This window comes from Pseudomonas viciae (genome assembly GCF_004786035.1).
Taxonomy (GTDB): Bacteria; Pseudomonadota; Gammaproteobacteria; order Pseudomonadales; family Pseudomonadaceae; genus Aquipseudomonas; species Aquipseudomonas viciae.
In genome coordinates, this window is sequence record NZ_CP035088.1 from 4250978 (window position 1) to 4270939 (window position 19962).

General features: G+C 58.1%; 13 protein-coding genes and 4 pseudogenes. 9 read left to right on the forward strand and 8 right to left on the reverse strand.

From position 1 onward, the window contains the following. Positions 1-11: 11 nt before the first annotated feature. Positions 12-962, reverse strand: coding sequence for a GlxA family transcriptional regulator (locus EPZ47_RS18340; RefSeq protein ID WP_135846105.1), 951 nt, complete (start codon positions 960-962; stop codon positions 12-14). A gap of 334 nt (positions 963-1296) precedes the next feature. Between EPZ47_RS18340 and EPZ47_RS18350 the strand changes: the two genes are divergently transcribed. Continuing rightward, entirely contained in the window at positions 1297-2019 is a 723-nt protein-coding gene (locus EPZ47_RS18350; protein WP_135846106.1) for a pirin family protein, read from the forward strand. Positions 2020-2142: 123 nt separating this feature from the next. Here EPZ47_RS18350 and EPZ47_RS18360 read toward each other — a convergent pair. Then, a pseudogene (locus EPZ47_RS18360) lies at positions 2143-2557 on the reverse strand (type 2 periplasmic-binding domain-containing protein); the annotation flags it as partial. A 22-nt stretch (positions 2558-2579) separates the two neighbouring features. Next, positions 2580-3611, reverse strand: a complete 1032-nt coding sequence (locus tag EPZ47_RS18365; protein WP_135846107.1) for a GlxA family transcriptional regulator — start codon at positions 3609-3611, stop codon at positions 2580-2582. A 288-nt stretch (positions 3612-3899) separates the two neighbouring features. Between EPZ47_RS18365 and EPZ47_RS30890 the strand changes: the two are divergent. After that, a pseudogene (locus tag EPZ47_RS30890) lies at positions 3900-4982 on the forward strand (HAMP domain-containing protein); the annotation flags it as partial. A 351-nt stretch (positions 4983-5333) separates the two neighbouring features. Then, positions 5334-5843 (forward strand): annotated as a pseudogene (locus EPZ47_RS30895) (methyl-accepting chemotaxis protein); the annotation flags it as partial. 687 nt (positions 5844-6530) lie between these two features. Here EPZ47_RS30895 and EPZ47_RS18375 read toward each other — a convergent pair. The 5 genes from EPZ47_RS18375 to EPZ47_RS18395 form a co-directional block, all read right to left on the reverse strand. Further along, the gene (locus tag EPZ47_RS18375) at positions 6531-7418 is read right to left on the reverse strand and encodes a DMT family transporter (protein ID WP_135846109.1); all 888 of its coding nucleotides are present in this window, start codon (positions 7416-7418) and stop codon (positions 6531-6533) included. A 36-nt stretch (positions 7419-7454) separates the two neighbouring features. Beyond that, positions 7455-8780 carry an NAD(P)/FAD-dependent oxidoreductase gene (locus tag EPZ47_RS18380; RefSeq protein ID WP_135846110.1) on the reverse strand — a complete coding sequence of 442 codons (1326 nt, stop codon included), beginning with the start codon at positions 8778-8780 and terminating at the stop codon, positions 7455-7457. Between the two features lie 18 nt (positions 8781-8798). Continuing rightward, entirely contained in the window at positions 8799-9692 is an 894-nt protein-coding gene (locus tag EPZ47_RS18385; RefSeq protein WP_135846111.1) for a dihydrodipicolinate synthase family protein, read from the reverse strand. Positions 9693-9696: 4 nt separating this feature from the next. Then, the gene (locus EPZ47_RS18390; protein ID WP_135846112.1) at positions 9697-11190 is read right to left on the reverse strand and encodes an aldehyde dehydrogenase; all 1494 of its coding nucleotides are present in this window, start codon (positions 11188-11190) and stop codon (positions 9697-9699) included. Positions 11191-11521: 331 nt separating this feature from the next. Next, complete coding sequence (locus tag EPZ47_RS18395; RefSeq protein WP_135846113.1) at positions 11522-12511, reverse strand: LysR family transcriptional regulator; 990 nt, start codon at positions 12509-12511, stop codon at positions 11522-11524. 229 nt (positions 12512-12740) lie between these two features. Here EPZ47_RS18395 and EPZ47_RS18400 point away from each other — a divergent pair, with 229 nt between their 5' ends. The 6 genes and pseudogenes from EPZ47_RS18400 to EPZ47_RS18425 all read left to right on the forward strand — a co-directional run bounded on the left by EPZ47_RS18400 (position 12741) and on the right by EPZ47_RS18425 (position 19956). Beyond that, positions 12741-13970: an aromatic ring-hydroxylating oxygenase subunit alpha gene (locus EPZ47_RS18400; RefSeq protein WP_135848031.1), complete on the forward strand. Its 1230-nt coding sequence runs from the start codon at positions 12741-12743 to the stop codon at positions 13968-13970. A gap of 279 nt (positions 13971-14249) precedes the next feature. Beyond that, entirely contained in the window at positions 14250-15422 is a 1173-nt protein-coding gene (locus tag EPZ47_RS18405) for a quaternary amine ABC transporter ATP-binding protein (protein ID WP_135846114.1), read from the forward strand. Positions 15423-15433: 11 nt separating this feature from the next. Continuing rightward, positions 15434-16408, forward strand: a pseudogene (proW, locus tag EPZ47_RS18410) (glycine betaine/L-proline ABC transporter permease ProW); the annotation flags it as partial. 56 nt (positions 16409-16464) lie between these two features. Next, positions 16465-17490, forward strand: a complete 1026-nt coding sequence (gene proX / locus EPZ47_RS18415) for a glycine betaine/L-proline ABC transporter substrate-binding protein ProX (RefSeq protein ID WP_135846116.1) — start codon at positions 16465-16467, stop codon at positions 17488-17490. Between the two features lie 151 nt (positions 17491-17641). After that, positions 17642-19003: a dimethylsulfonioproprionate lyase DddP gene (gene dddP, locus EPZ47_RS18420; protein ID WP_135846117.1), complete on the forward strand. Its 1362-nt coding sequence runs from the start codon at positions 17642-17644 to the stop codon at positions 19001-19003. Further along, a complete protein-coding gene (locus EPZ47_RS18425) occupies positions 19000-19956 on the forward strand; it encodes a GlxA family transcriptional regulator (protein ID WP_135846118.1) in 957 nt (318 codons plus the stop codon). The genes dddP and EPZ47_RS18425 overlap by 4 nt, the downstream gene beginning before the upstream one ends. Positions 19957-19962: the final 6 nt, after the last annotated feature.

Consider the following 19962-nt stretch of genomic DNA (forward strand, 5'->3'; position numbering starts at 1 on the left):
ACACCGATGGCTCAACTGAACTGCTGGCGATACTGCACCGGGGTCAGTCCGAGCTTTTCACTGAACAGGAAGCGCATGTGCCGCACACTGCCAAAGCCACTGCGAAACGCCACGGTCTTGAGGGGCAAATCCGTGCTTTCCAGCAACTGACGGGCCCGGTCGATACGCGCACCTTGCAGGAACTCCATGGGCGTCATCTTCACTTCACGGGCAAAGACCCGGGCGAAATGCCGCGAGCTCATGGCGGCCAGCGCGGCCATGCGTTCAATGGTGAAGGGTTCTTCCAGATGCTCCATCACATGATTCTGCACCCGGGTAATGGCTGACTCCTGGGACGCCACCGCAGCTACCAGAGGACTGAACTGCGCCTGCCCGCCCTGGCGTTTCATCACCACCAGCAACACCTTGGCCACATCCAGCGCGACCTTGCGGCCGTGGTCTTGCGCGACGATGGACAGCGCCAGGTCGATACCGGCGGTGACACCGCCAGAGGTGATCAGGCGGCGGTCCTGCAGGAAGATCTTGTCGGTTTCCACCAGTGCCTTGGGGAAACGGCGGATCAGGCGCTCGGTGTAATGCCAGTGGGTGGTAACGCGATAACCATCGAGCAACCCCGCCTCACCGAGCACAAAGGCCCCCGTACAAATGGAGCCATAGCGCGTGGCCCGTTGCGCCGCGGCCCGCAGCCAGGTGTGCAAGCCCGGATGCTGGTCGTTATAGGCCCCCGGCCCGCCCGGGACCAGCAAAACGTCATAGGCCGCCCAAGCCTGGTCGATATGAATATCGGCCTGCACCGCCACACCGTTAGACGCCCGTAATGCACCGCGCTCGGTGCCCAGGGTCAATAATTGATAACGCTGATCCGGCTCGAGATAACGATTGGCGATGGAAAACACTTCAAGAGGCCCGGCCATGTCGAGCAGCAGGAAATCCGGGAACAGCACCATTGCAACGGTTTTCATTGGGGATACGCCAAAAATCGGGGAAAACGACACACCGCAGATGATCCCCTGTGGGAGCGGGCTTGCTCGCGAAGAGGGCATCACATTCAACATGTGTGCTGACTGCCGCATCGCCTTCGCGAGCAAGCCCGCTCCCACAGGGTTTATCATATGGCTGACAGGTATCGACATTATGTCGAAGCAAAGCGCCCGCTGGTAGGAGTCATCAATTGTCCACCCAAAACGGACAGTCTTTCGTTTTCCACCTGCTTATTGAATGGTTCGATAACCATTAATCTTCTTCTGAACCCGGTGAACGGTCACAGCCGTCGCCCACTGAACCAGGAGAACTACCATGCTGACCCTTCGCAAAGCTTCGGACCGCGGCATCGCCCGCCACGGCTGGCTGACCTCGTTCCATACCTTTTCGTTCGCCAACTACCGCAACATCAATGAACAAGGCTTCTCCGACCTGCTGGTCATCAATGACGACCGGGTCGCCGCCGCCAAGGGCTTCGGCCAGCATCCCCATCGGGACATGGAGATTTTCTCCTATGTGCTTGAAGGTGCGCTGGAGCACAAGGACACCCTGGGTACGGGCTCGGTCATTCGCCCCGGCGACGTGCAGTTGATGAGCGCCGGCAGTGGCGTAGCCCACAGTGAGTTCAACCACAGTGCCGACGAGTTGGTGCACTTCCTGCAAATCTGGATCGTGCCCAACGTCAGTGGCGCCACACCGCGCTATCAACAGGAACACTTCAGCGCCGAACAAAAACGCGGTCGCCTGCAGTTGATCATCTCCCCGGACGGCGCCAACGGCTCGCTCCAGGTGCGCCAGGACGCCCGAGTCTACGCTGGGCTGTTCAATGGCCAGGAAAGCGCCACCCTGACCCTGGCCCCAGATCGCTATGCCTACGTGCATGTGGCCCGGGGCAGTGTCGAGCTTAACGGTGTGCCGCTACAGGAAGGTGACGGAGTGCGGGTACGCCAGGAACAGGCACTGACACTGAGCAACGGCCAGGATGCCGAGGTGCTGGTGTTTGACCTGCGCCCGCAAGAGCTGCCGCAGATGCCATGACAGCAGTGTCTGTGACCTCCAATGAAACTGTGGGAGCGGGCTTGCTCGCGAAAGCGGTGTATCAATCAACAACGATGTTGGATATGCCGGCCCTTTCGCGAGCAAGCCCGCTCTCACAAGGTCTCATTCGTTTTCCAACGCAAATACCTCGACAATCTCATCGATCACCGCCCGCACTCGCGCGGTATGGCGCAGGTCCGCGTGGGTGACCAGCCATACCTCGTACGGCAACGCACGCGTGCGCTCCGGCCACAGTCTCACCAAGCCATCCGCTCCCCCATCAATGCCAGCGGCAATCGAGCGGCGCACCAACAGGCTCGAACTCAGGCTTGCGACAATAGCCTTCGAATGCGCTGCCAGGCGATGGTACGCCATGGACATCGACATAAGCCTGGGAGGCGAATAACCCCACCGGCCAACGCGCAATTCGCCGGGCGATCAGGTCAGGATTGTCCGGCCGGTGGTTGCGCACGGCGATGTCCGCTTCGCGCTTGACCAGGCTGAGGATCTGCGTGGAGGCGTCCAGTTGCACCCGAAGGGCTGCACAGCAGCCCGAAACGTTACTTGCGCGCAAACGTCGAACGATAACTGCCCGGTGGAACGCCGAAAAAATCCCGGAAACGCCGCTGAAAGTGCGGCGAGCTGACGAAGCCCGTCGCCACGGCGATTTCGGTCACGGACCGATTGGTCTGCTGGATGAGTTGGCGCGCGCGTGTCAGACGTAGCTCCAGGTAATACCGCGTTGGGGTCGCCCCGAGAAAACTGCAGAAGCGTCGTTCCAACTGCCGCTTGGAAATCTTCACGCACGCTGCCAGCTCATCGATGGTCAAGGGTTCCTCTACGTTTTGCCACATCAGCTCCAAAGCCAGCTTGAGACTTTCCGGCAGCGTCGGGTCCGTCTCGACGAAGACCGGCGGCAAATCCGAAGCATCATCGCCTGATTCATCACAGCGAAGAATTTCCTCGATGGCACCCACCAGCGCCTGCCCTCCCGTCTTGCTGATCAACTGGAGCATCATGCGCAGCGAACTGTTCGCACCGGCGCAACTGACCCGCTCCCGGTCAACGACATAGGCCCGACTGGAAACCTTCACGTGGGGAAACATCTCCGTCATCATCGCCCGGCTTTCCGGATGAACAGCGCATTCGAAACCATCGAGCAGATGGGCATCGGCGACAAAAAACACGCCGTTCCACAGCCCGCCCAGTATCGCCCCGGACGTCGCATTGGCGCGCAGCTTGCGGCGCAACAATGGATGGCCTTGCAACTTCACACGAAAGCCGCCGGCGACGATCAGCACGTCCTGGTTTTCCGGCATCTGCGCCAGCTCGATGTCGGTCGAGATGACGATCCCCAGGTCACTCGTCACCTGTGCCCCTGAAACCCCGACCGTCAATACCTCGTAAAGGGGCATGTCGCTCATCAGGTTGGCGGTCACCAGCGCGTCCACCGCACCGGTGAAGGACATCATCGAGAAGTTGTCCATCAATACAAACGCGACGCGGATCGGTGCCTGGCTGGCAGGTGCCGATCCGAGTGGTCGATAAGCCATGTTCTTGTTTTTAAGTACGCTTTCGAATGCGCTTGGCATAGGGCCTCGTTAACACATGAAGACGATCAGGGCTTGCCTGACTCTGGTGCCTTGAGAAAAGGCCAGGAAATGCAGAGCCGTCGGCACTATCTTCCAGATTAGCGACGCTGTCTGCAATCGCCTCGCTGCAGCTTGATCGACGTCCGGTGGCAACCCATCGGCCTAAAGTACATGGGACTTTGGTCGATATGCTGTGGGTAGGCATGGGCGCTTCCCCTCCAGAATTCGTAACGCTCACCGCTAATGTTTCCGCCGTTCCAACACCTAAAATATTCCGCGGGAGAAGTCATGAATATCAAACAGAAGCTGACATGGGCGTTCGCGGCCATTGCCTGCCTCCCGGTTGTCCTGGTGGCAGTGCTCGTCGTGTTGAACTTGCGCGACGCCGCAAAAGCCAACTTCCTGGACAGCAGTGGCCGTGAAATCCGCCAGATCGACAATGGCATGAAACAGTTTTTCGACGGTATCAGCCAGAACGTCGAATTCTTCGCCAAGGATCCCCGGATCGTCGCGGCCAAGGATCTCAAAAACTATTCCGGTGCCGACGCCGCACAAATCCCTCTTCCTGAGAACAACAAACAGCTTTTGGAGATCTTCGACAGATTTGCCAAGAGCCATCCGACCACCGCCTATCTTTCCGTAGGCCTGGCCGACGGCGGCTATGCCAGCTGGCCTGACGATCCTAAAATCTCCAACTACGACCCTCGGGTACGTCCATGGTACAAGGCAGCCATCGCCGCACCGGGCACCACCGTCCGCACAGACGCCTATTACTGGGCGCCGGATGATGTGTCACTGATCGGCATCGTGCATACGGTCTCAGACGCCGCCGGCAAGCTGGTGGGGGTCGTTGGCCTCGACGTCTCGCTCAAGCAACTGACCGAGCTGGTCAAGAACATCAAGCTGGGCGACAGCGGTTACCTGATGCTGGTGGAAGCCAACGGCAACGTTCTGGTGGACGCCGCCGATGCCAAACACAACTTCAAGCCGCTGGCCGACCTTGGCGCCAACTATGCCGAACTGGCCAAGAGCAGCGATGGCGTGACCCAGATCGAGATTGACGGCGTGCCCTATATGGCCAACGTGGTCAGTTCCAAAGGCTTGGGCTGGCGCTTCATTGGCCTGATCAAGCGCGATGAAGTGATGGCCGAGGCTTCGAGCCTGACCTGGTTGATCGCCATCATCGCCGCTGCGCTGGCCGTGGTCTTCGCCATCGTCGGTGCCAGTTTCGCCAGTGTCATCGTGCGGCCGATCCGCGGCGTCGCCAATGGCCTGCAGGAAATCGCCGAAGGTGAAGGTGACCTCACCCGTAAGCTTACCGTGCAAGGCAAGGACGAAACCGCCACCCTGGCCAGCTGGTTCAACCAGTTCCTGGGCATGATCGCGCAGCTGGTACAGCGCATCGGCAGTGCCTCTTCCGACCTGCAAAGCGCCGCCGCCGACACCCGCGAAGTGGCGCAAAACATGAACGAAGCCGCCGGGCGCCAGCGTCAGGCCGTGGAGCTGGTGAGCACCGCGTTCAACGAGATGGTCGCCACCGCCAACGAAGTGGCCCGCTCGTGCAGCCAGGCCGCCTCCAGCGCGGACGAGGGTTACCGCGACGTACACGATGGCCAGCATCACATCGGCGAAGCCACCGGCAGCGTGCTGAAGTTGAGCGACGACCTGCAAAAGTCGACCCAGACCATGCAGGCGTTGGAGCAGGACAGCAAGAACATCAACACCATCCTCGACACCATTCGCTCGATCGCCGAACAGACCAACCTGCTGGCCCTCAACGCCGCCATCGAGGCCGCGCGCGCCGGTGATCAGGGTCGCGGCTTTGCCGTGGTGGCCGACGAAGTCCGCGCCCTGGCCCGGCGCACCGCCGACTCCACCGGCGAGATCGACAGCCTGCTGGGCAACCTCGCGCGGCGTACCCAGGAAGTCACCCTGCAGATGCAAGGCAGCCTGCAGGTGTCGCAAACCAGCGTGGAACGCATCCAACAGGCCCGCGACAGTTTCGACAAAATCCGCATCTCGGTGGACTCGATCCGCGACCAGAACACCCAGATCGCCACGGCCGCAGAGGAACAGCATCAGGTGGCCGAAGACATCAACCGACACATCGCGCAGATCCATACCGACGCACAATTGGTCGAGGAATTTGCTCACTCGGCGCAGACCGGCTCGGGGCGCTTGACCGATATTTCCGGGCAGCTCAAGGGGTTGGTGGGGCGGTTCAAGTTCTAGCTTGTTTGGGATGGCGAGCCAGGGACGGCTCGCAGCTCAGGACGATACAAACGAAAAGCCGCAACGGACAGCACTGCGTTCATACTCCACAAGACATTCATAGTCAGCCTCACTGGCCGGCAGCACTTCCCTGATCGCCAGGTCACGAGAGACCTCAGGAAGTTGGCTCAAGGCTTCATTCATTGCGTTCCTGATTGAATCTGCGTCCGCGGCTGTTCGGCGAATTGAAGTGATGTATGGCAGGCAGGGACTGCGCACACTTCGCGCCAGGATCCTCAGGCCTTCGATCTCGTCACTGTTATCTCTCGCAAGATAGTCGTAGGTGACGCTGTCGATAGAAGCCAAATCATCGTCGTTTCCTTCAACCTGCGAATACTCTCCCTGTGCGAGCCGGTGAAGGTTAGTTTCGAGAAAAAACCGCAGCCGCTGATCCCGGCAAGCGCGTGGCGCAATAAGTTCATTCCAGAGTTGGAATCCGGGGCGTTGATCAGTCCATGGCTGCCCTGGAAACCCGCCAGGTCAGCCACGGCCGAATCAGCTCTACAGAGCAGCAAACTGCAATGGTCACCGCCTGAGCTATGGGCAAGTTCGTAGCTTGGACGCCCGATCAGCCTAACCCTTCCCCGCAGCGATGTGACTAATGGATAGCCGCAGGTCTGGGACAGCGAATAAACTCGAACAGGATGTCTACCCTTTCACCTTGATCGCATACAGCCCACCGGCAATCACCATGCACGCCCCTGCGACTGTCCATGTGTCAGGAAGCTCGCCAAATGCGAACAAGCCTATCAACGTGGCAAACACCAGAAGCGTGTAGTTGAAGGGCTGGAGCGTGGCCGCCGTCGCGTATCTAAGCGCTTGGATAAGTAAAAGCTGGGCCACTACGCCTGTTATCGAAAGGACCCCGATCAGTACCCATTGCTTCGGGCTTGGAGAAACCCAGCCCGGAAGACCCAGCAAGGTGATGGCTATCGCACCGAAGAACCCCATGTAGAGCATGTTCGTAGCAAACGAATCATCTTGGCTGATTCGTCGGGTCAGCACGCTGAAAACAGCGAACCCCAGGGCCGACAGCAGTGGGATAAGCGCTGCCAGTTCAAAAACACCGGTGCCTGGTCGAAGGATCACCACCGTGCCCGTGAAACCGATAGCGGCGGCAATCCATCGGCGAATGCCAACGTACTCCCCCAAAAATGCACCTGCCAAAGCCAGGGTCATCAGGGGAAACACGGCGTACAGGGCATGCATTTCAGCCAGCCCCAGGTAGCGCAGCCCTAATCCAAACAAAGCGATTTCACCGACTCCGATCAACGCACGAATGATCTGGAGAAAAGGGTGCTGGCTTCGACATGCGGTTCGCAAGCTTCCTTGATAAACGCTGTAACCGACGGCAAAGGCCAGGAATACCCAATAGCGCACCATGACGAGTTGCGCGATGGGTAGATCCTTGACAAGCACCTTGGTGATGCCGTCCTGGCTTGCAAAGATCAACATCGACAGCAGACACAAGATGATTCCAAGTTGAGGCCTGGGAACATCGTAATGACGCACGGCATTTTCCAGCTGACTGCTCATACATTCCCCTAGGCGGTTCTGCACTTCACGATGACATCATTCACGGCCGGCACGCCATTCACGCAAACGTAAGTCGGCTTTGGCGCCAATGCTCAGAAATGGCTGGGGCGGAAGGTTTTTGGGCGAGTCATAATTGGAAAAAATTTCAACCAACTGCGATTTCAGCCCCACGGCTGCCTCAGCCGCTGCAATCCCGGCAGCCGTAGATTTCGAAGCTCCCAGGCCATTGCACGCACAAGCGACGAACAATCCAGGCTCGATCTCGCCAAAAATCGGCACACTGTTCCAGGTCAGCGCCATCGGACCGCCCCATCGATATTGCATCTTCACGCCTGCCAGGCCGGGGAAGCGATCAACGAACTTGCCATCATGTACGCGTCCCGCGCTACGGACATGGCCCTCATTGATTTCCAGCCCGGCGTGATAGGAGTAACGCGAACGAATCAGGATGCGATCACCCTCAGCGCCACTGACCCGACGCACGGTCGTGCCCATGGGCAGCGCCGGCGTGGCCGCCCAATCTCGCTTCCCGCTCAAGCGTCGTGGGTCAAAAGGCTCCGACATCGACGCATAGGTAAAGACATGCAGCAGTTGCCCGGGAAACAGGCCAAAACTCTGTGCATGGCCGTTGTTGGCCAAAATGATGCGTTTGGCCGTAACGGTGCCCTTGGACGTTTTAAGTGACCAGCCTCCCGGCTGCTTGTCGAAGGACCGGACCGCAGAGTTTTCATACAGCGTTATCGGATTGCGCAGACTGTCTGCAACCGCTCGTATGTAGGCCGCTGGCTGCACCATCACCGTACCAGGCAGGTAGAGCCCGGACGTATAGAGCTGGCTGCCAGTCACCGCATGAATGCCTTTGGCATCCAGGACTTCATGGGCCTCATTGAGCCCTTGCAGTTGTCGGGCATACGCCTTGATGTGGGCATCACCCTTCTGGCTGATTGCCACGCTGTAACGACCGCACGGGTCAATGATATCGCGCCCCCAGCCGTGCTCCTGCGCCATGTCCGTGGCCAAGCCGATCGCCGTGCGGTAAAGCGTGATGTCCCGTCGAGCCCGGTCGGTTGATGAGCCCCCGAAATCTTCCGAGCTGACCTCATGGGGCAAATCAATAATGAAGCCTGAGTTGCGCCCGGTGGCGCCCTCTGCGACAACACCAGCTTCCAGTATCGCAACCCGCAGTGTCGAATCGAGCTGGGACAACCGACGCGCGGCCGAGAGGCCGGCAAAGCCGGCACCGATGATCGCAACGTCAGCGGTCACTGCGCCCTCCAGCGGGAGGGTCGGTACGCGCGTAGGAAGCATGGCCACCCAGGCGGAAAGACTGCTGTTTTTTGGAAATTTATCGGCCACGTACATGACTTGCTCCCAAGATCGTCAGGCGAGTTCGGACTCGAGAGCGATCAAAGGCTCAAGGGCTGTCTTTAGCACGGCGATCTTCTCAGCAGGCAGACGCGCCAACGGTCGGCGAGGATTGCCCGCGCCATAACCGGTGATCTCGGCACCGGCATAGACCGATTGCACGTAATCACCCTGCCAAATCAACGACATCACCGGCTCGATCGACCGCCAGATCTCCCGGGCACGCGCCCAGTCCTGCTCCATGGCCGCCTTCACTACCGCAACGCAAGATCGCGGCGCCATGTTCGCCCCGCCCCAGATCAGCCCCGCCGCACCGGCAAAGAGCGCGTATGGCACCAGTGGGTCGGCGCCGTTCATTGTCGCCAGCCCCGTACGGATCAGCGATGCCTGAGCCGCCAAATCGCCGCTGCTGTCTTTGACCGATACGAAGTTCGGAATTTCGCTGAGTTGGCGAAACAGATCCGGGCTCACTTCGACGCCCACCGCCTGAGGCACGTTGTAGCCGATGACGGGCAGCCCCGCTTCAGACACGGTGGAATAGAAGTCGACGATGCCCTGATCATCAGTGGGCCCCTCGAAAAACGGCGGAAGCACCATGACGCCATCCGCACCGCACTCGGCGGCATGCCGGGTGCGCTCCACCACCTCGTCAGCCAGCAAGGCAGAAGTTTGAACGATGATGCGGGCACGCCCGTCAATGACGTTGGCGCCAAAGGCAACCAACTGCCTGGACTCTTCTTTGCTCAGGTAAACATGCATGCCCGTCCCGGAACTCAGGACAAAGCCATGTACGCCGGCAGCGAGATAGCGTTCGAGCAGGCTCTCAAAGCGTGGATAGTCGATCTTGCCCTGGGCATCAAAAGGCGTGGTGACCGCAAGATTGAGACCGGAAAAAGCGAATGCAGTCATGGGATCAAATCTCTTCTTCGCAGGCAAGATCCAGCCAGATGGTTTTCAGTTGGGTGTACTGATCGTGGGCATGCAACGAGTTGTCGCGACCACCGAAACCTGATTGCTTATAACCACCAAACGGCGTGGTGATGTCACCTTCTCCAAACGAGTTGACGGTTACCGTCCCGGCCTTGAGCGCGCGGGCAATACGTATGGCGCGCTTGCCGTTGTCCGTGAACACCGAAGCAGCGAGTCCATAGTCTGTGTCGTTGGCCACTGCCACCGCTTCCTGGAGGCTGCTGACGGTGATCACGGTGAGGATCGGACCGAAGATTTCTTCGCGCGCAGGCCTTGCGTCATTGCTTGAGACTTCGATGATGGTCGGGTGTACATACCGCCCTTGGCTGGTCTGCCCGCCGAAGAGCACTGGCTCACCCTGGCCCAGGTAAGAACTGACCTTGCTGAAATGTTCGGTGGACACCAACGGGCCGACGCGGTTGGTCGGATCGAGTGGGTCACCCACATGCCAGTCGTTGGCGAAGTGCTTGATGCGCTCGATCAGGGCGTGCTTGATGTCCTCATGCACGATCAGTCGGGAGATCGCGGAGCAGTTCTCCCCCATGTTCCAGAACGCACCGTTCACGATGTGCGAGGCTACACTGTCCAGGTCACTGACATCGTCCAGGACGATGCAAGGGTTCTTGCCCCCCATCTCTAGTACCACTTCCTTGAGATTGGTCTCGGCGGAGTATTTCAGGAAGCGGCGCCCGGTATCTGTCGAGCCAGTGAAAGAGATGACATCAATATCAGGATGACGGCCAATGGGCTCACCTACCTCAGCCCCGCCCCCGGTCACAACGTTGAATACCCCGGCGGGGATACCGGCCTCCAAGGCCAACTGAGCAACGCGCAGGGTCGTCAACGACGTTTCTTCCGCCGGCTTGACCACCAGTGAGCAACCTGCGGCCAGCGACGGGCCGATTTTCCAGGCCAGCATCAACAGCGGGAAGTTCCAAGGCAAGACCAGGCCAACCACACCGATCGCCTCACGGACAACCAACGCGAGATGACCGTCGGACGCAGGCGATACCTGGTCATAGATCTTGTCGATGGCTTCGGCGTGCCAGCGCAGGCAGTTAATGGTTTCCGGCACATCGACTGTCTGGCAGTCGAAAATAGTCTTGCCGCTGTCCAGGCTTTCCATCACCGCGAGTTCCAGCGCGTTTTCTTCGATCAACGCAGCCAGACGCAGGATCGCCTGCTTACGCGCACCGGGATGAAGCTTTGACCAACGACCATCATTGAAAGCGGCCCGCGCTGCTGTGACGGCCGCGTCCACATCAGCTGACGAACAAGCAGCCACATCGGCAAGGTGCTCACCATTGGCGGGATTAACGGTGCCAAACGTTGCGCCGGAAAGTGCCGAGCGTATTTCACCATCGATCACAGCCTTGTTTGGCAAGGTCAGCTGCCGAGCAATCGACTGGTATTCTTCTGTTGTTTTCAACTGAGTCATTTTGATCTTCCCGCACACTTGTTTTTGAGCGATAGCGTTCCCGGCAACGTCAGTTACCGAATCGGCACAGAGGGGCAGTAGTTGCTAATTCGAATGCTGGTTAGATTCGACACCGAATAACCGGCGCCCAGCGGAAACTGAATTCCTGGCAGGCGAATACGACGCGAACCGCGCCGATATCAACCAGCACTCGCATTTGTTCGTTCAGGAAATAGTGGTCATTCCCTCACCTTGAGACACGCGTTACGTTCTGGGCTCTCAAGGTGAAAGAATAAAGACAGGCGGGAACAGCACACAGCGACTTTTATGTGGAGCAACTGATGATCTGCGGTTATGTACGGGCTTCGTCCGGCTCCTCAAACGCCTCCCTATCGAACTGTGCCAGCAGCCAGTCGCGCAGCTTGCAGCAGCTGGGATCGCGCGCCTTGTCTTCATTGAAGTTCAAATAGTGAAGGGTTTCCTTGTGCACCAGCTTTTCCTCGACCGGGCGCACCAACAGCCCCTTTTCAATCAGCGGCGCTACCAGATGATCCCAGCCCAATGCGACGCCCTGATTGCCCAGCACGAGCTGGATCAGGAGGCTGTAGTCATTGGCGTTGAAAAAGTGAGACGCCTTGCTGGAGCGCGCCTTAAGGTCGATATCGTAGTGAGCGAGCCACCCATACCAGTCCAAATGCTCTGCGACCTGCGAGCGCCCGAAGGGGCTGAGGTTCAGCAACGCGCTGTCGCGAAGATCATGGATCGATTGCAGTTCTGGATGTTGCTCCAGATAGAGCGGCGTGCACACTGGGTAGATGACGTCGCACATTAGAGGCTCGCTGTGGTAGCCGTCGTGGCTCTTCATCATCTTGCAGATGATGATATCCGGATGCACCCCCGTCTCCATCGACAGGAAGTTCTGGGTCACAACCAGGTTGAGGTCAATCTCAGGATGGGCTTCGAAAAAAGCCGGCAGTCGCGGCCCGAGCCAAAAGTTGGTAAAGGCCGGCGAACAGCACAGCGTGACCACATGCTTAGAGACAGATTTGCTGCGCATACGCTCAGCGGCCTGAGCGATGCTGCTGAATGACAACTGCACCACATCATAGAAGTTGGAGCCAGCGTCGGTCAGCTTGACGGCACGACCTGCCCGATCGAAAAGCTCGGTCCCGAGATGCTCTTCCAAATCCCGTATATGGCGACTGATGGCGGCCTGCGTCACGCAGAGCGCTTCAGCGGCCCGGGTAAAATTCTGATACCTGGCTGCGGCCAGGAAAGCCTTGACTGCCCGCAGCGAGGGCATCTTGATCAGCGCCTGATCGGGTTCGGTCTGCTTAACCATGACAGTAGATCATCATTACCCCATAAAAAATGTCGATTCTTCAGGCCTGTGGCCTCGTCCTAGACTGTTTGCAAGCAGTAGCGACCGAAATCCAGGCGCATCCATGCCGTAAGGCTAGCTGAATTGGACGCAGCGTTGAAGCAAGTTCGCAGCGTTACCAAGTAAGCGATTCATCTGCGCGAGCAGAAACGCTGCACTAAGCCCCGATAATAAGGAGTGCATGAAAGAAATGCCTAAGTACACCGACGTATTAGACCTGATCAAGCAGCGCAAACCGCAGCATGGTCTTCCTGGCGCTGCTTATTCTGATGCCGATCTGTATCGCCAGGATCTGGAGCAGATTTGGCATCGGGAGTGGATTTTTGCGGGGCACACTTTTGAGCTAGAGAAGCCAGGCCAATACCTGACCTTGCAGATCGGTGATTACCCGGTAGTCGTAGTACGAGGAAAAGACGGTAACCTCCGGGCGTTCCACAACGCTTGTCGTCATCGTGGCTCGAAAGTCTGCACCGAGGAAAAAGGCAAGGTCGCGAAACTGGTCTGCCCCTACCACAAGTGGACGTTCGAACTCGACGGCAAGCTTCTCTATGCAGGCAACATGGGCCCGGACTTCAACGCCGCCGACCATGGACTTATACCAGCGCATTGTGAAGTGGTGCACAGCTACATTTATGTCTGCGTCGCCAAGGTTGCACCGGATTTCGAGAAGTTCCGCAGCGCCGTTTCGCCGTTCATCGGCCCTCACCATCTGGAAGACTGCAAAGTTGCTTTCGAGGCCCACCTGGTCGAGAAAGGTAACTGGAAACTTGTCTTCGAGAATAATCGCGAGTGCTATCACTGTGACGGGACCCACCCCGAATTGCTGAAGTCGTTTGTAGAAAACGTATCCGTCCAGGGCATCGGCGGTGACGAAGATCCGGAGCTTGCCGCCCATTGGAGCACCTGCGAGGCAGCGGGTCTGGCCAGCCGGATCAATATGGATCCTGCAGGTCAATATCGAATGACCCGGATTCCGCTCAGTGATGGCGCCAGCAGCTATACCATGGACGGCAAACCCGCCGTCACCGGACGCCTGGATCGCAGTGGCGTCGAGAATATCGGTGCGCTGCTCTACTTCAATTACCCATCGACCTGGAATCACTTTCTTGGCGACCACGCACTGAGCTTTCGCGTGTTGCCTCAAGGCCCGGGCCAGACCGTCGTAACCACCCGCTGGTTAGTGCACAAGGATGCACAGGAAGGGGTCGACTACGATATCGAGCGCCTGACCAAGGTCTGGATGGCGACCAATGACCAAGATCGACGCCTGGTGGAGGGCGCGCAGGTCGGCGTCACCTCACCCGCTTATCAACCGGGCCCGTACTCACCGCTGGTAGAGAATGGCGTCAACCAGTTCGTCGACTGGTACTGCGAGGTCATGACCCGTCGCCTGACGGAAGCGGCTTCAAGAGTTCTATAAGCAGCGCAAACCGAGGCAGACCAGCCATAAAACGTCCATTTGATTTAAACGCTTCTATACATAAATAAGAACATTGGCATTGGATACTTCACGAAGTGGCCAATGCCATAACGGGTGCGTGTAAGCCAAGGAGGCATCGAAGTTCAAGGCAGAACTATGACGCACCGCAATGACTCACGTTCGGCATTCGAACGGACTGCCAATATGCGCTTGCCCGCCAGCTGTAATAGCGACTGAGACAAGTTAAATATTTGGTCATAAAGATAAGAAGAGGGTCGTATGAGCCATGACGATGAAATTCTTTCGGTAAAAAACATTTTCAAGGTCTTTGGTTCTAATCCAGACACCGCCATGAAAATGCTGCGCAATGGCGCCGACAAGAACGAGATTTTTGATAAAACCGGCCATGTGGTCGGTGTATTTGACGCAAGTTTCTCGGTCAAGCGAGGCGAAATTTTCGTGATCATGGGGCTGTCAGGTTCTGGCAAATCGACCATGGTGCGCCTGTTCAATCGCTTGATCGAACCCACCTCGGGAAGCATTCACCTCAACGGTCGCGAAATTACCGGCCTTTCCGATAAAACCCTGCTCGACGTACGGCGCAAGGAAATGGGCATGGTGTTCCAATCCTTTGCGCTGATGCCCCACATGAGCGTGCTGGAAAATACCGCCTTTGGCCTGGAAATCGCCGGCGTGCCAGAGAAAGAACGCCACCTGCGCGCCCGGGAAGCCTTGAGCCAGGTTGGCTTGGCGGGCCAGGAACACAGCTACCCTCATCAACTGTCTGGCGGAATGCAACAACGTGTCGGGCTGGCCAGAGCATTGGCCAACGACCCGACGATCCTGCTGATGGACGAGGCATTTTCGGCCCTCGACCCATTGATCCGCAGCGAGATGCAGGGCGAGCTGATCCGCCTGCAGGCTGAACAACAGCGCACCATCATTTTCATCTCCCACGACATCGAGGAAGCCATTCGCATCGGCCATCGCATCGCGATCATGGAGGGCGGCCGGGTCGTGCAGATCGGTACTCCGCAGGAACTGATCAACCAGCCGGCGACGGATTATGTGCGCAACTTCTTCAAGGGCTTCGACAGCTCAAGGGTCCTGACCGCAGGGGATGTGGCTCAACTGGATCCGGAAATGATCTGCCGGGTGAACGGTAAAGCGCCCAGTTTCAAAGCAGGCACACCCTATGGCTACCTGATCAACGAGCAAGATCAACTGCTGGGTGTCGTCGATACCGATGGCCACGGCGGCGTAGCGCAGGACCTGGCAGGTCAACGCCACAGCCTGCATGAACAACGCCCCGTATACCTCGATACACCGCTGCATGACGTACTGGATATCGCCGCGACACTTCCTTATCCAGTGCCGGTGCTTGACCGCGCAGGCGCCCTCAAGGGGACGCTTTCCAAGAGTCAGCTACTTCAAACCCTGAGTCGCCATTAAGTGTCGGTGCAAATAGAAAAGAGGTAGCCACCATGTCGGATTTCAGTTTTCTAGACCCCTTCCAAACGGCGATCATCCCGTTGGGCGAATGGGTGCAAAACGCGCTCAACTATCTCGTCCACAACTTCCGGGACGTGTTCCGGGCGGTGCGCTGGCCAATCGATCAAGTGCTCAACGGCATTGAGTTCATCCTGCAAAGCATCCCGCCGACTATCGGGATCCTGCTGTCGTCGCTCTTGGGTTGGCAACTGGCAGGCAAGCGCATGGCGCTGCTTTGCCTGGTGACCCTGACCCTGCTCGGCATGATCGGGGTGTGGTCCGAGTCCATGACCACGCTGTCCCTCGTCCTCACCTCGGTGTTCTTCTGTGCGTTGTTCGGGGTGCCGTTGGGTATTCTCAGCGCCAGGAACGACCACCTGGAACGGGCCATAAGACCGGCCCTGGACGCCATGCAAACACTGCCGGCATTCGTCTATCTGGTGCCGGTGGTGATGTTGTTCGGCATCGGCAACGTCCCCGGTGTTCTGGTGACCATCGTCTTTGCCCTTCCGCCACTGGTGCGCCTGACCAACCTGGGTATCCGCCAAGTGCCGGAAGACAAGATCGAGGCGGCCCGCGCTTTCGGCTGCACGCCTCGGCAAATGCTCATGCGCGTGCAACTGCCATTGGCCACGTCAACCATCATGGCGGGCCTGAACCAAACCCTGATGCTCTCCCTGTCGATGGTGGTCATCGCTTCGATGATCTCTGTGGGCGGGCTGGGCCAGATGGTCCTGCGTGGTATCGGTCGCCTGGACATGGGCTTGGCCACCGTAGGGGGAGTCGGACTGGTATTGCTTGCCATCTTCCTCGATCGCCTTACGCAGGCCATGGGAGAACGCAGCAAAGCCGACCCAAGTTTGCGCTGGTACCACACCGGCCCGGTCGGGCTTGTCATGCGCCTCTTTGGCTCACGCCAGCCTTCAGCGCGGCGCAAGACCGCTTGACACTTCGAACTTAGAACTGCCGCACTCAACTAAAAAAACGAAGAAAGGTATGTGAAATGCGCGAATTGAAACTCTCCCGCAACATCCGGCGGTGCCTCTCGGCTGTCGCCCTGACCGTCTTGTCACTCCATGCCATGGCCTCGGCAGAGAAGCCCGGCGATGGTGTCTCGATAACACCGATCTTTCCTTCCATCGCCGAAGAGCGCTTTCGGGGTGAGATCGCCATGGAGGGTCTGCGTGAACTTGGCTACAAGGTCAAGGAGCCGAAGGAAACCGAGTACTCCGTCATGTTGGTGGCCTTGGGCAGCGGCGACGCGGATTTCACCGTGCACTTGTGGGACAAGCTCCACGACACCTTCTACCAGAAAGCGGGCGGTGACGAGGACATGATCAAGGCAGGCGATATCATGCCTGGGGTATTGCAGGGCTATCTGATCGATAAAAAGACTGCCGACGCCTACAACATCAAATACCTGACGGACCTCAAGAAGCCAGAGATCGCGAAGCTGTTCGATGTCGACGGAGATGGAAAAGCGGACCTGACCGGCTGCAACCCCGGCTGGGGCTGTGAGCTGACCATCGACCATCACCTCAAGGCCTATGGTCTCGAGAAAACGGTCAGCCATAATCGTGGTTCCTATTTCGCATTGATGGCCGACACCATCACCCGCTACAAACAGGGTCAGCCGATCCTCTATTACACCTGGGTTCCTCAATGGATCGCCGGCGTGTTGGTCGAGGGTAAAGACGTAGTATGGCTCGAAGTGCCGTACACCGACCTGCCAGGCGGCAACAACAAAGTCGACACCTCCTACAAAGGCAAGAATCTCGGTTTCGCCGTAGACAAGGTAGAGGCTGTACTCAACCGGGACTTTGCCAACAAGAATCCAGCGGCCCTGAAGTTTCTTTCGCAAATGCAGATCAGCACTGACGACGAAAGCGCGCAGAACCTGAGAATGCAAAAAGGTGAGAACAAGCCAGCGGATATCACCCGGCATGCCAAGGAGTGGATTGCCGCTCACCGTCAGCAAATCGACGCCTGGCTCCAGGCTTCACGGGATGCAGCCAAAGCCAGCAAGTAACGACCCTCTCCCTCCGCCAGGCGCTTGTCGCCCGGCCACTCAACCTGGCCTTGAATGACGCGCTGTGTCCGATGGTTATCCAGCCATCGACAAAGTAGCGCCTCATGGCTAGGTGAAGTGGCGGTGTATCTGATGAATCAGGATAGGATTTATGACGACTTCACCTTTTTCAATTCCCGCCAGCGCTCGCCGCATCGATCCAGCCCGGCAACGCGCAGCTGCGCTGAAAGCCGACGGCTCCGTCGACGACAACAATCGCGTCGAGATAGGCCCTACACCGCTGGCTTTCGCGGAGTGGGCCCAATTGGGCTTGCAAGCGCCTCATCTACCGACCATGCGCCAATACCGACTGCAACGGATCGTCGACCAACTGGTAGCCCGAGACCTGGGCGGCATCCTGCTGTTTGACCCGCTGAATATCCGCTATGCCACCGACACCACGAACATGCAATTGTGGACGACCCATAACCCCGCGCGAGCCTGTTTCGTCGCGGCCAGCGGCCACGTTGTGCTGTGGGATTTCCATGGTTGTGATCACCTCTCCTCCCACTTGCCGCTGGTTACCGAGTTACGCAGCGGCGCGTCGTTCTTTTACTTCGAGACCGGTGAACACACCGATCGCCATGCCAGGCATTTCGCAGGCCAAATCGACGAGCTGCTGCGCCAACACGCTGGAGCCAACCGACGCTTGGCGGTAGACCGGATTGAAGTGGCAGGCGTGCGCGCGCTGGATGCGCTCGCGGTGGAGATTTGCAGCGGCCAGGAAGTGACCGAGTTTGCGCGGATGATCAAAGGCCCCGATGAAATCAAGGCGATGCGCTGCGCGGTGGCTTCATGCGAAGCGTCCATCGCCGAAATGCATCGGGCATTACGGGCAGGAGCAACGGAAAACGATGTCTGGGCCGCCCTGCACTCCGGCAACATTCGCCGGGGCGGTGAGTGGATAGAAACGCGAATACTCAGTTCCGGCCCACGCACCAACCCGTGGTTCCAGGAGTCCGGCCCACGGGTATTGAACGATGGCGACTTGTTGTCGTTCGACACGGACCTGATCGGCACCTACGGTATGTGCGTGGACATGTCCCGCAGTTGGATCTGTGGGGGGCTGGAGCCAACAGCCGAACAGAAGCGCCTCTATCGAATCGCCCATGACCATATCATCCATAACACCGAGTTGATCAAGCCAGGCGTACGCTTTACCGAGCTGACCGCCAAGGCACACCGGTTGCCCGAACCCTGCCGGGCTCAGCGCTATGGCGTGCTTTACCACGGTGTAGGGCTGTGTGATGAGTACCCCAGCATTCGCTATCCGGAAGACTTGGACTCCTACGGATACGAAGGTGAGTTGCAGCCAGGCATGGCCCTTTGTGTCGAGGCGTATGTGGGTGAAGTGGGTGGGCAGGACGGGATCAAATTGGAGAACCAACTGTTGGTCACGGAAACCGGTTATGAACTGCTCACCCACTACCCTTTCGACGAAAGTTTTCTGCTGGATACGAAGCCCAACTCATGAGTCAATCGATCGAGGCCCGCAAAGCATCGAGCATAGGATTCCTCCTGCTTGATAGCTTCTCCCTGACTTGTTTCACGCAATGCCTGGACGTGCTGATGACCGCTAACTTCATCCAGCCTGGCTCGATAAAAGTCCATACATTCAGTCGCAACGATTGCGAAGTCATCAGCGACCTGGCAATACCCATCAGACCCGATACGCCGCTGACCGATATCAGGATCGCGGCACTGGACCTGATGGTTGTCTGCGGCGGGCTACGCACGCCCAGAGCAGTCCCTGAAGGGCTGATAAAGCTTCTGAACAAACTCGCAAGCATGCCCATTGCGCTCGGTGGGTTGTGGAATGGTGCCTGGTACCTGGGCAAAGCCGGACTGCTCGATGGCTACCGATGCGCCATTCATGCAGAACAACGAATCGCCCTATCGGAATTTTCACCCAACACGACTGTAACCCTCGACACCGTGGTATTTGATCGTGACCGACTCACAGCGTCCAACCCCGCTGGCGCCTTTCAAATCATGATGAAATGGCTTTACGCGGCCCTCGACCATAAAGTCGCAGACGCCGTGTTTGATCTATTGGATTATGACCAGTCTCGGCTCCGGACCTCGGCCAAGGTCCAAGGTCGTAACGTGAGTGCACCGCTGCAAGAAATAATCAAGCTGATGGAGTACAACCTTGAAGAGCCGTTAGGCCTGGATTTGCTCGCAGAATGCGTTCGACTTTCCAAGCGCCAGATCCAACGCCTGTTTCGAGAGCAAATCAACACATCCCCTCAGCGCTACTATCTGGAGCTGCGACTTAGAGAAGCGCGTCGCCTGATACAAAATTCCAAACTGTCAGTCACTGATGTCGCCATTGCCTGCGGTTTCGTCTCGACCCCTCATTTCAGCAAATGCTATAGCACCTTCTTCAACTGCCCCCCGTCGAAAGAAAATCGCTACGAGATATAGCATTGG

Bases quoted from the DNA above. Each gene is read 5' to 3' on its own strand.
- EPZ47_RS18340 (WP_135846105.1), bottom strand. From the start codon at position 962: ATGAAAACCGTTGCAATGGTGCTGTTCCCGGATTTCCTGCTGCTCGAC.
- EPZ47_RS18385 (WP_135846111.1), bottom strand. From the start codon at position 9,692: ATGACTGCATTCGCTTTTTCCGGTCTCAATCTTGCGGTCACCACGCCT.
- EPZ47_RS18395 (WP_135846113.1), bottom strand. From the start codon at position 12,511: ATGGTTAAGCAGACCGAACCCGATCAGGCGCTGATCAAGATGCCCTCG.
- dddP (WP_135846117.1), top strand. From the start codon at position 17,642: ATGACGACTTCACCTTTTTCAATTCCCGCCAGCGCTCGCCGCATCGAT.
- EPZ47_RS18425 (WP_135846118.1), top strand. From the start codon at position 19,000: ATGAGTCAATCGATCGAGGCCCGCAAAGCATCGAGCATAGGATTCCTC.
- EPZ47_RS18400 (WP_135848031.1), top strand. From the start codon at position 12,741: ATGCCTAAGTACACCGACGTATTAGACCTGATCAAGCAGCGCAAACCG.
- EPZ47_RS18390 (WP_135846112.1), bottom strand. From the start codon at position 11,190: ATGACTCAGTTGAAAACAACAGAAGAATACCAGTCGATTGCTCGGCAG.
- EPZ47_RS18380 (WP_135846110.1), bottom strand. From the start codon at position 8,780: ATGTACGTGGCCGATAAATTTCCAAAAAACAGCAGTCTTTCCGCCTGG.
- EPZ47_RS18405 (WP_135846114.1), top strand. From the start codon at position 14,250: ATGAGCCATGACGATGAAATTCTTTCGGTAAAAAACATTTTCAAGGTC.
- EPZ47_RS18350 (WP_135846106.1), top strand. From the start codon at position 1,297: ATGCTGACCCTTCGCAAAGCTTCGGACCGCGGCATCGCCCGCCACGGC.
- EPZ47_RS18365 (WP_135846107.1), bottom strand. From the start codon at position 3,611: ATGCCAAGCGCATTCGAAAGCGTACTTAAAAACAAGAACATGGCTTAT.
- EPZ47_RS18375 (WP_135846109.1), bottom strand. From the start codon at position 7,418: ATGAGCAGTCAGCTGGAAAATGCCGTGCGTCATTACGATGTTCCCAGG.
- proX (WP_135846116.1), top strand. From the start codon at position 16,465: ATGCGCGAATTGAAACTCTCCCGCAACATCCGGCGGTGCCTCTCGGCT.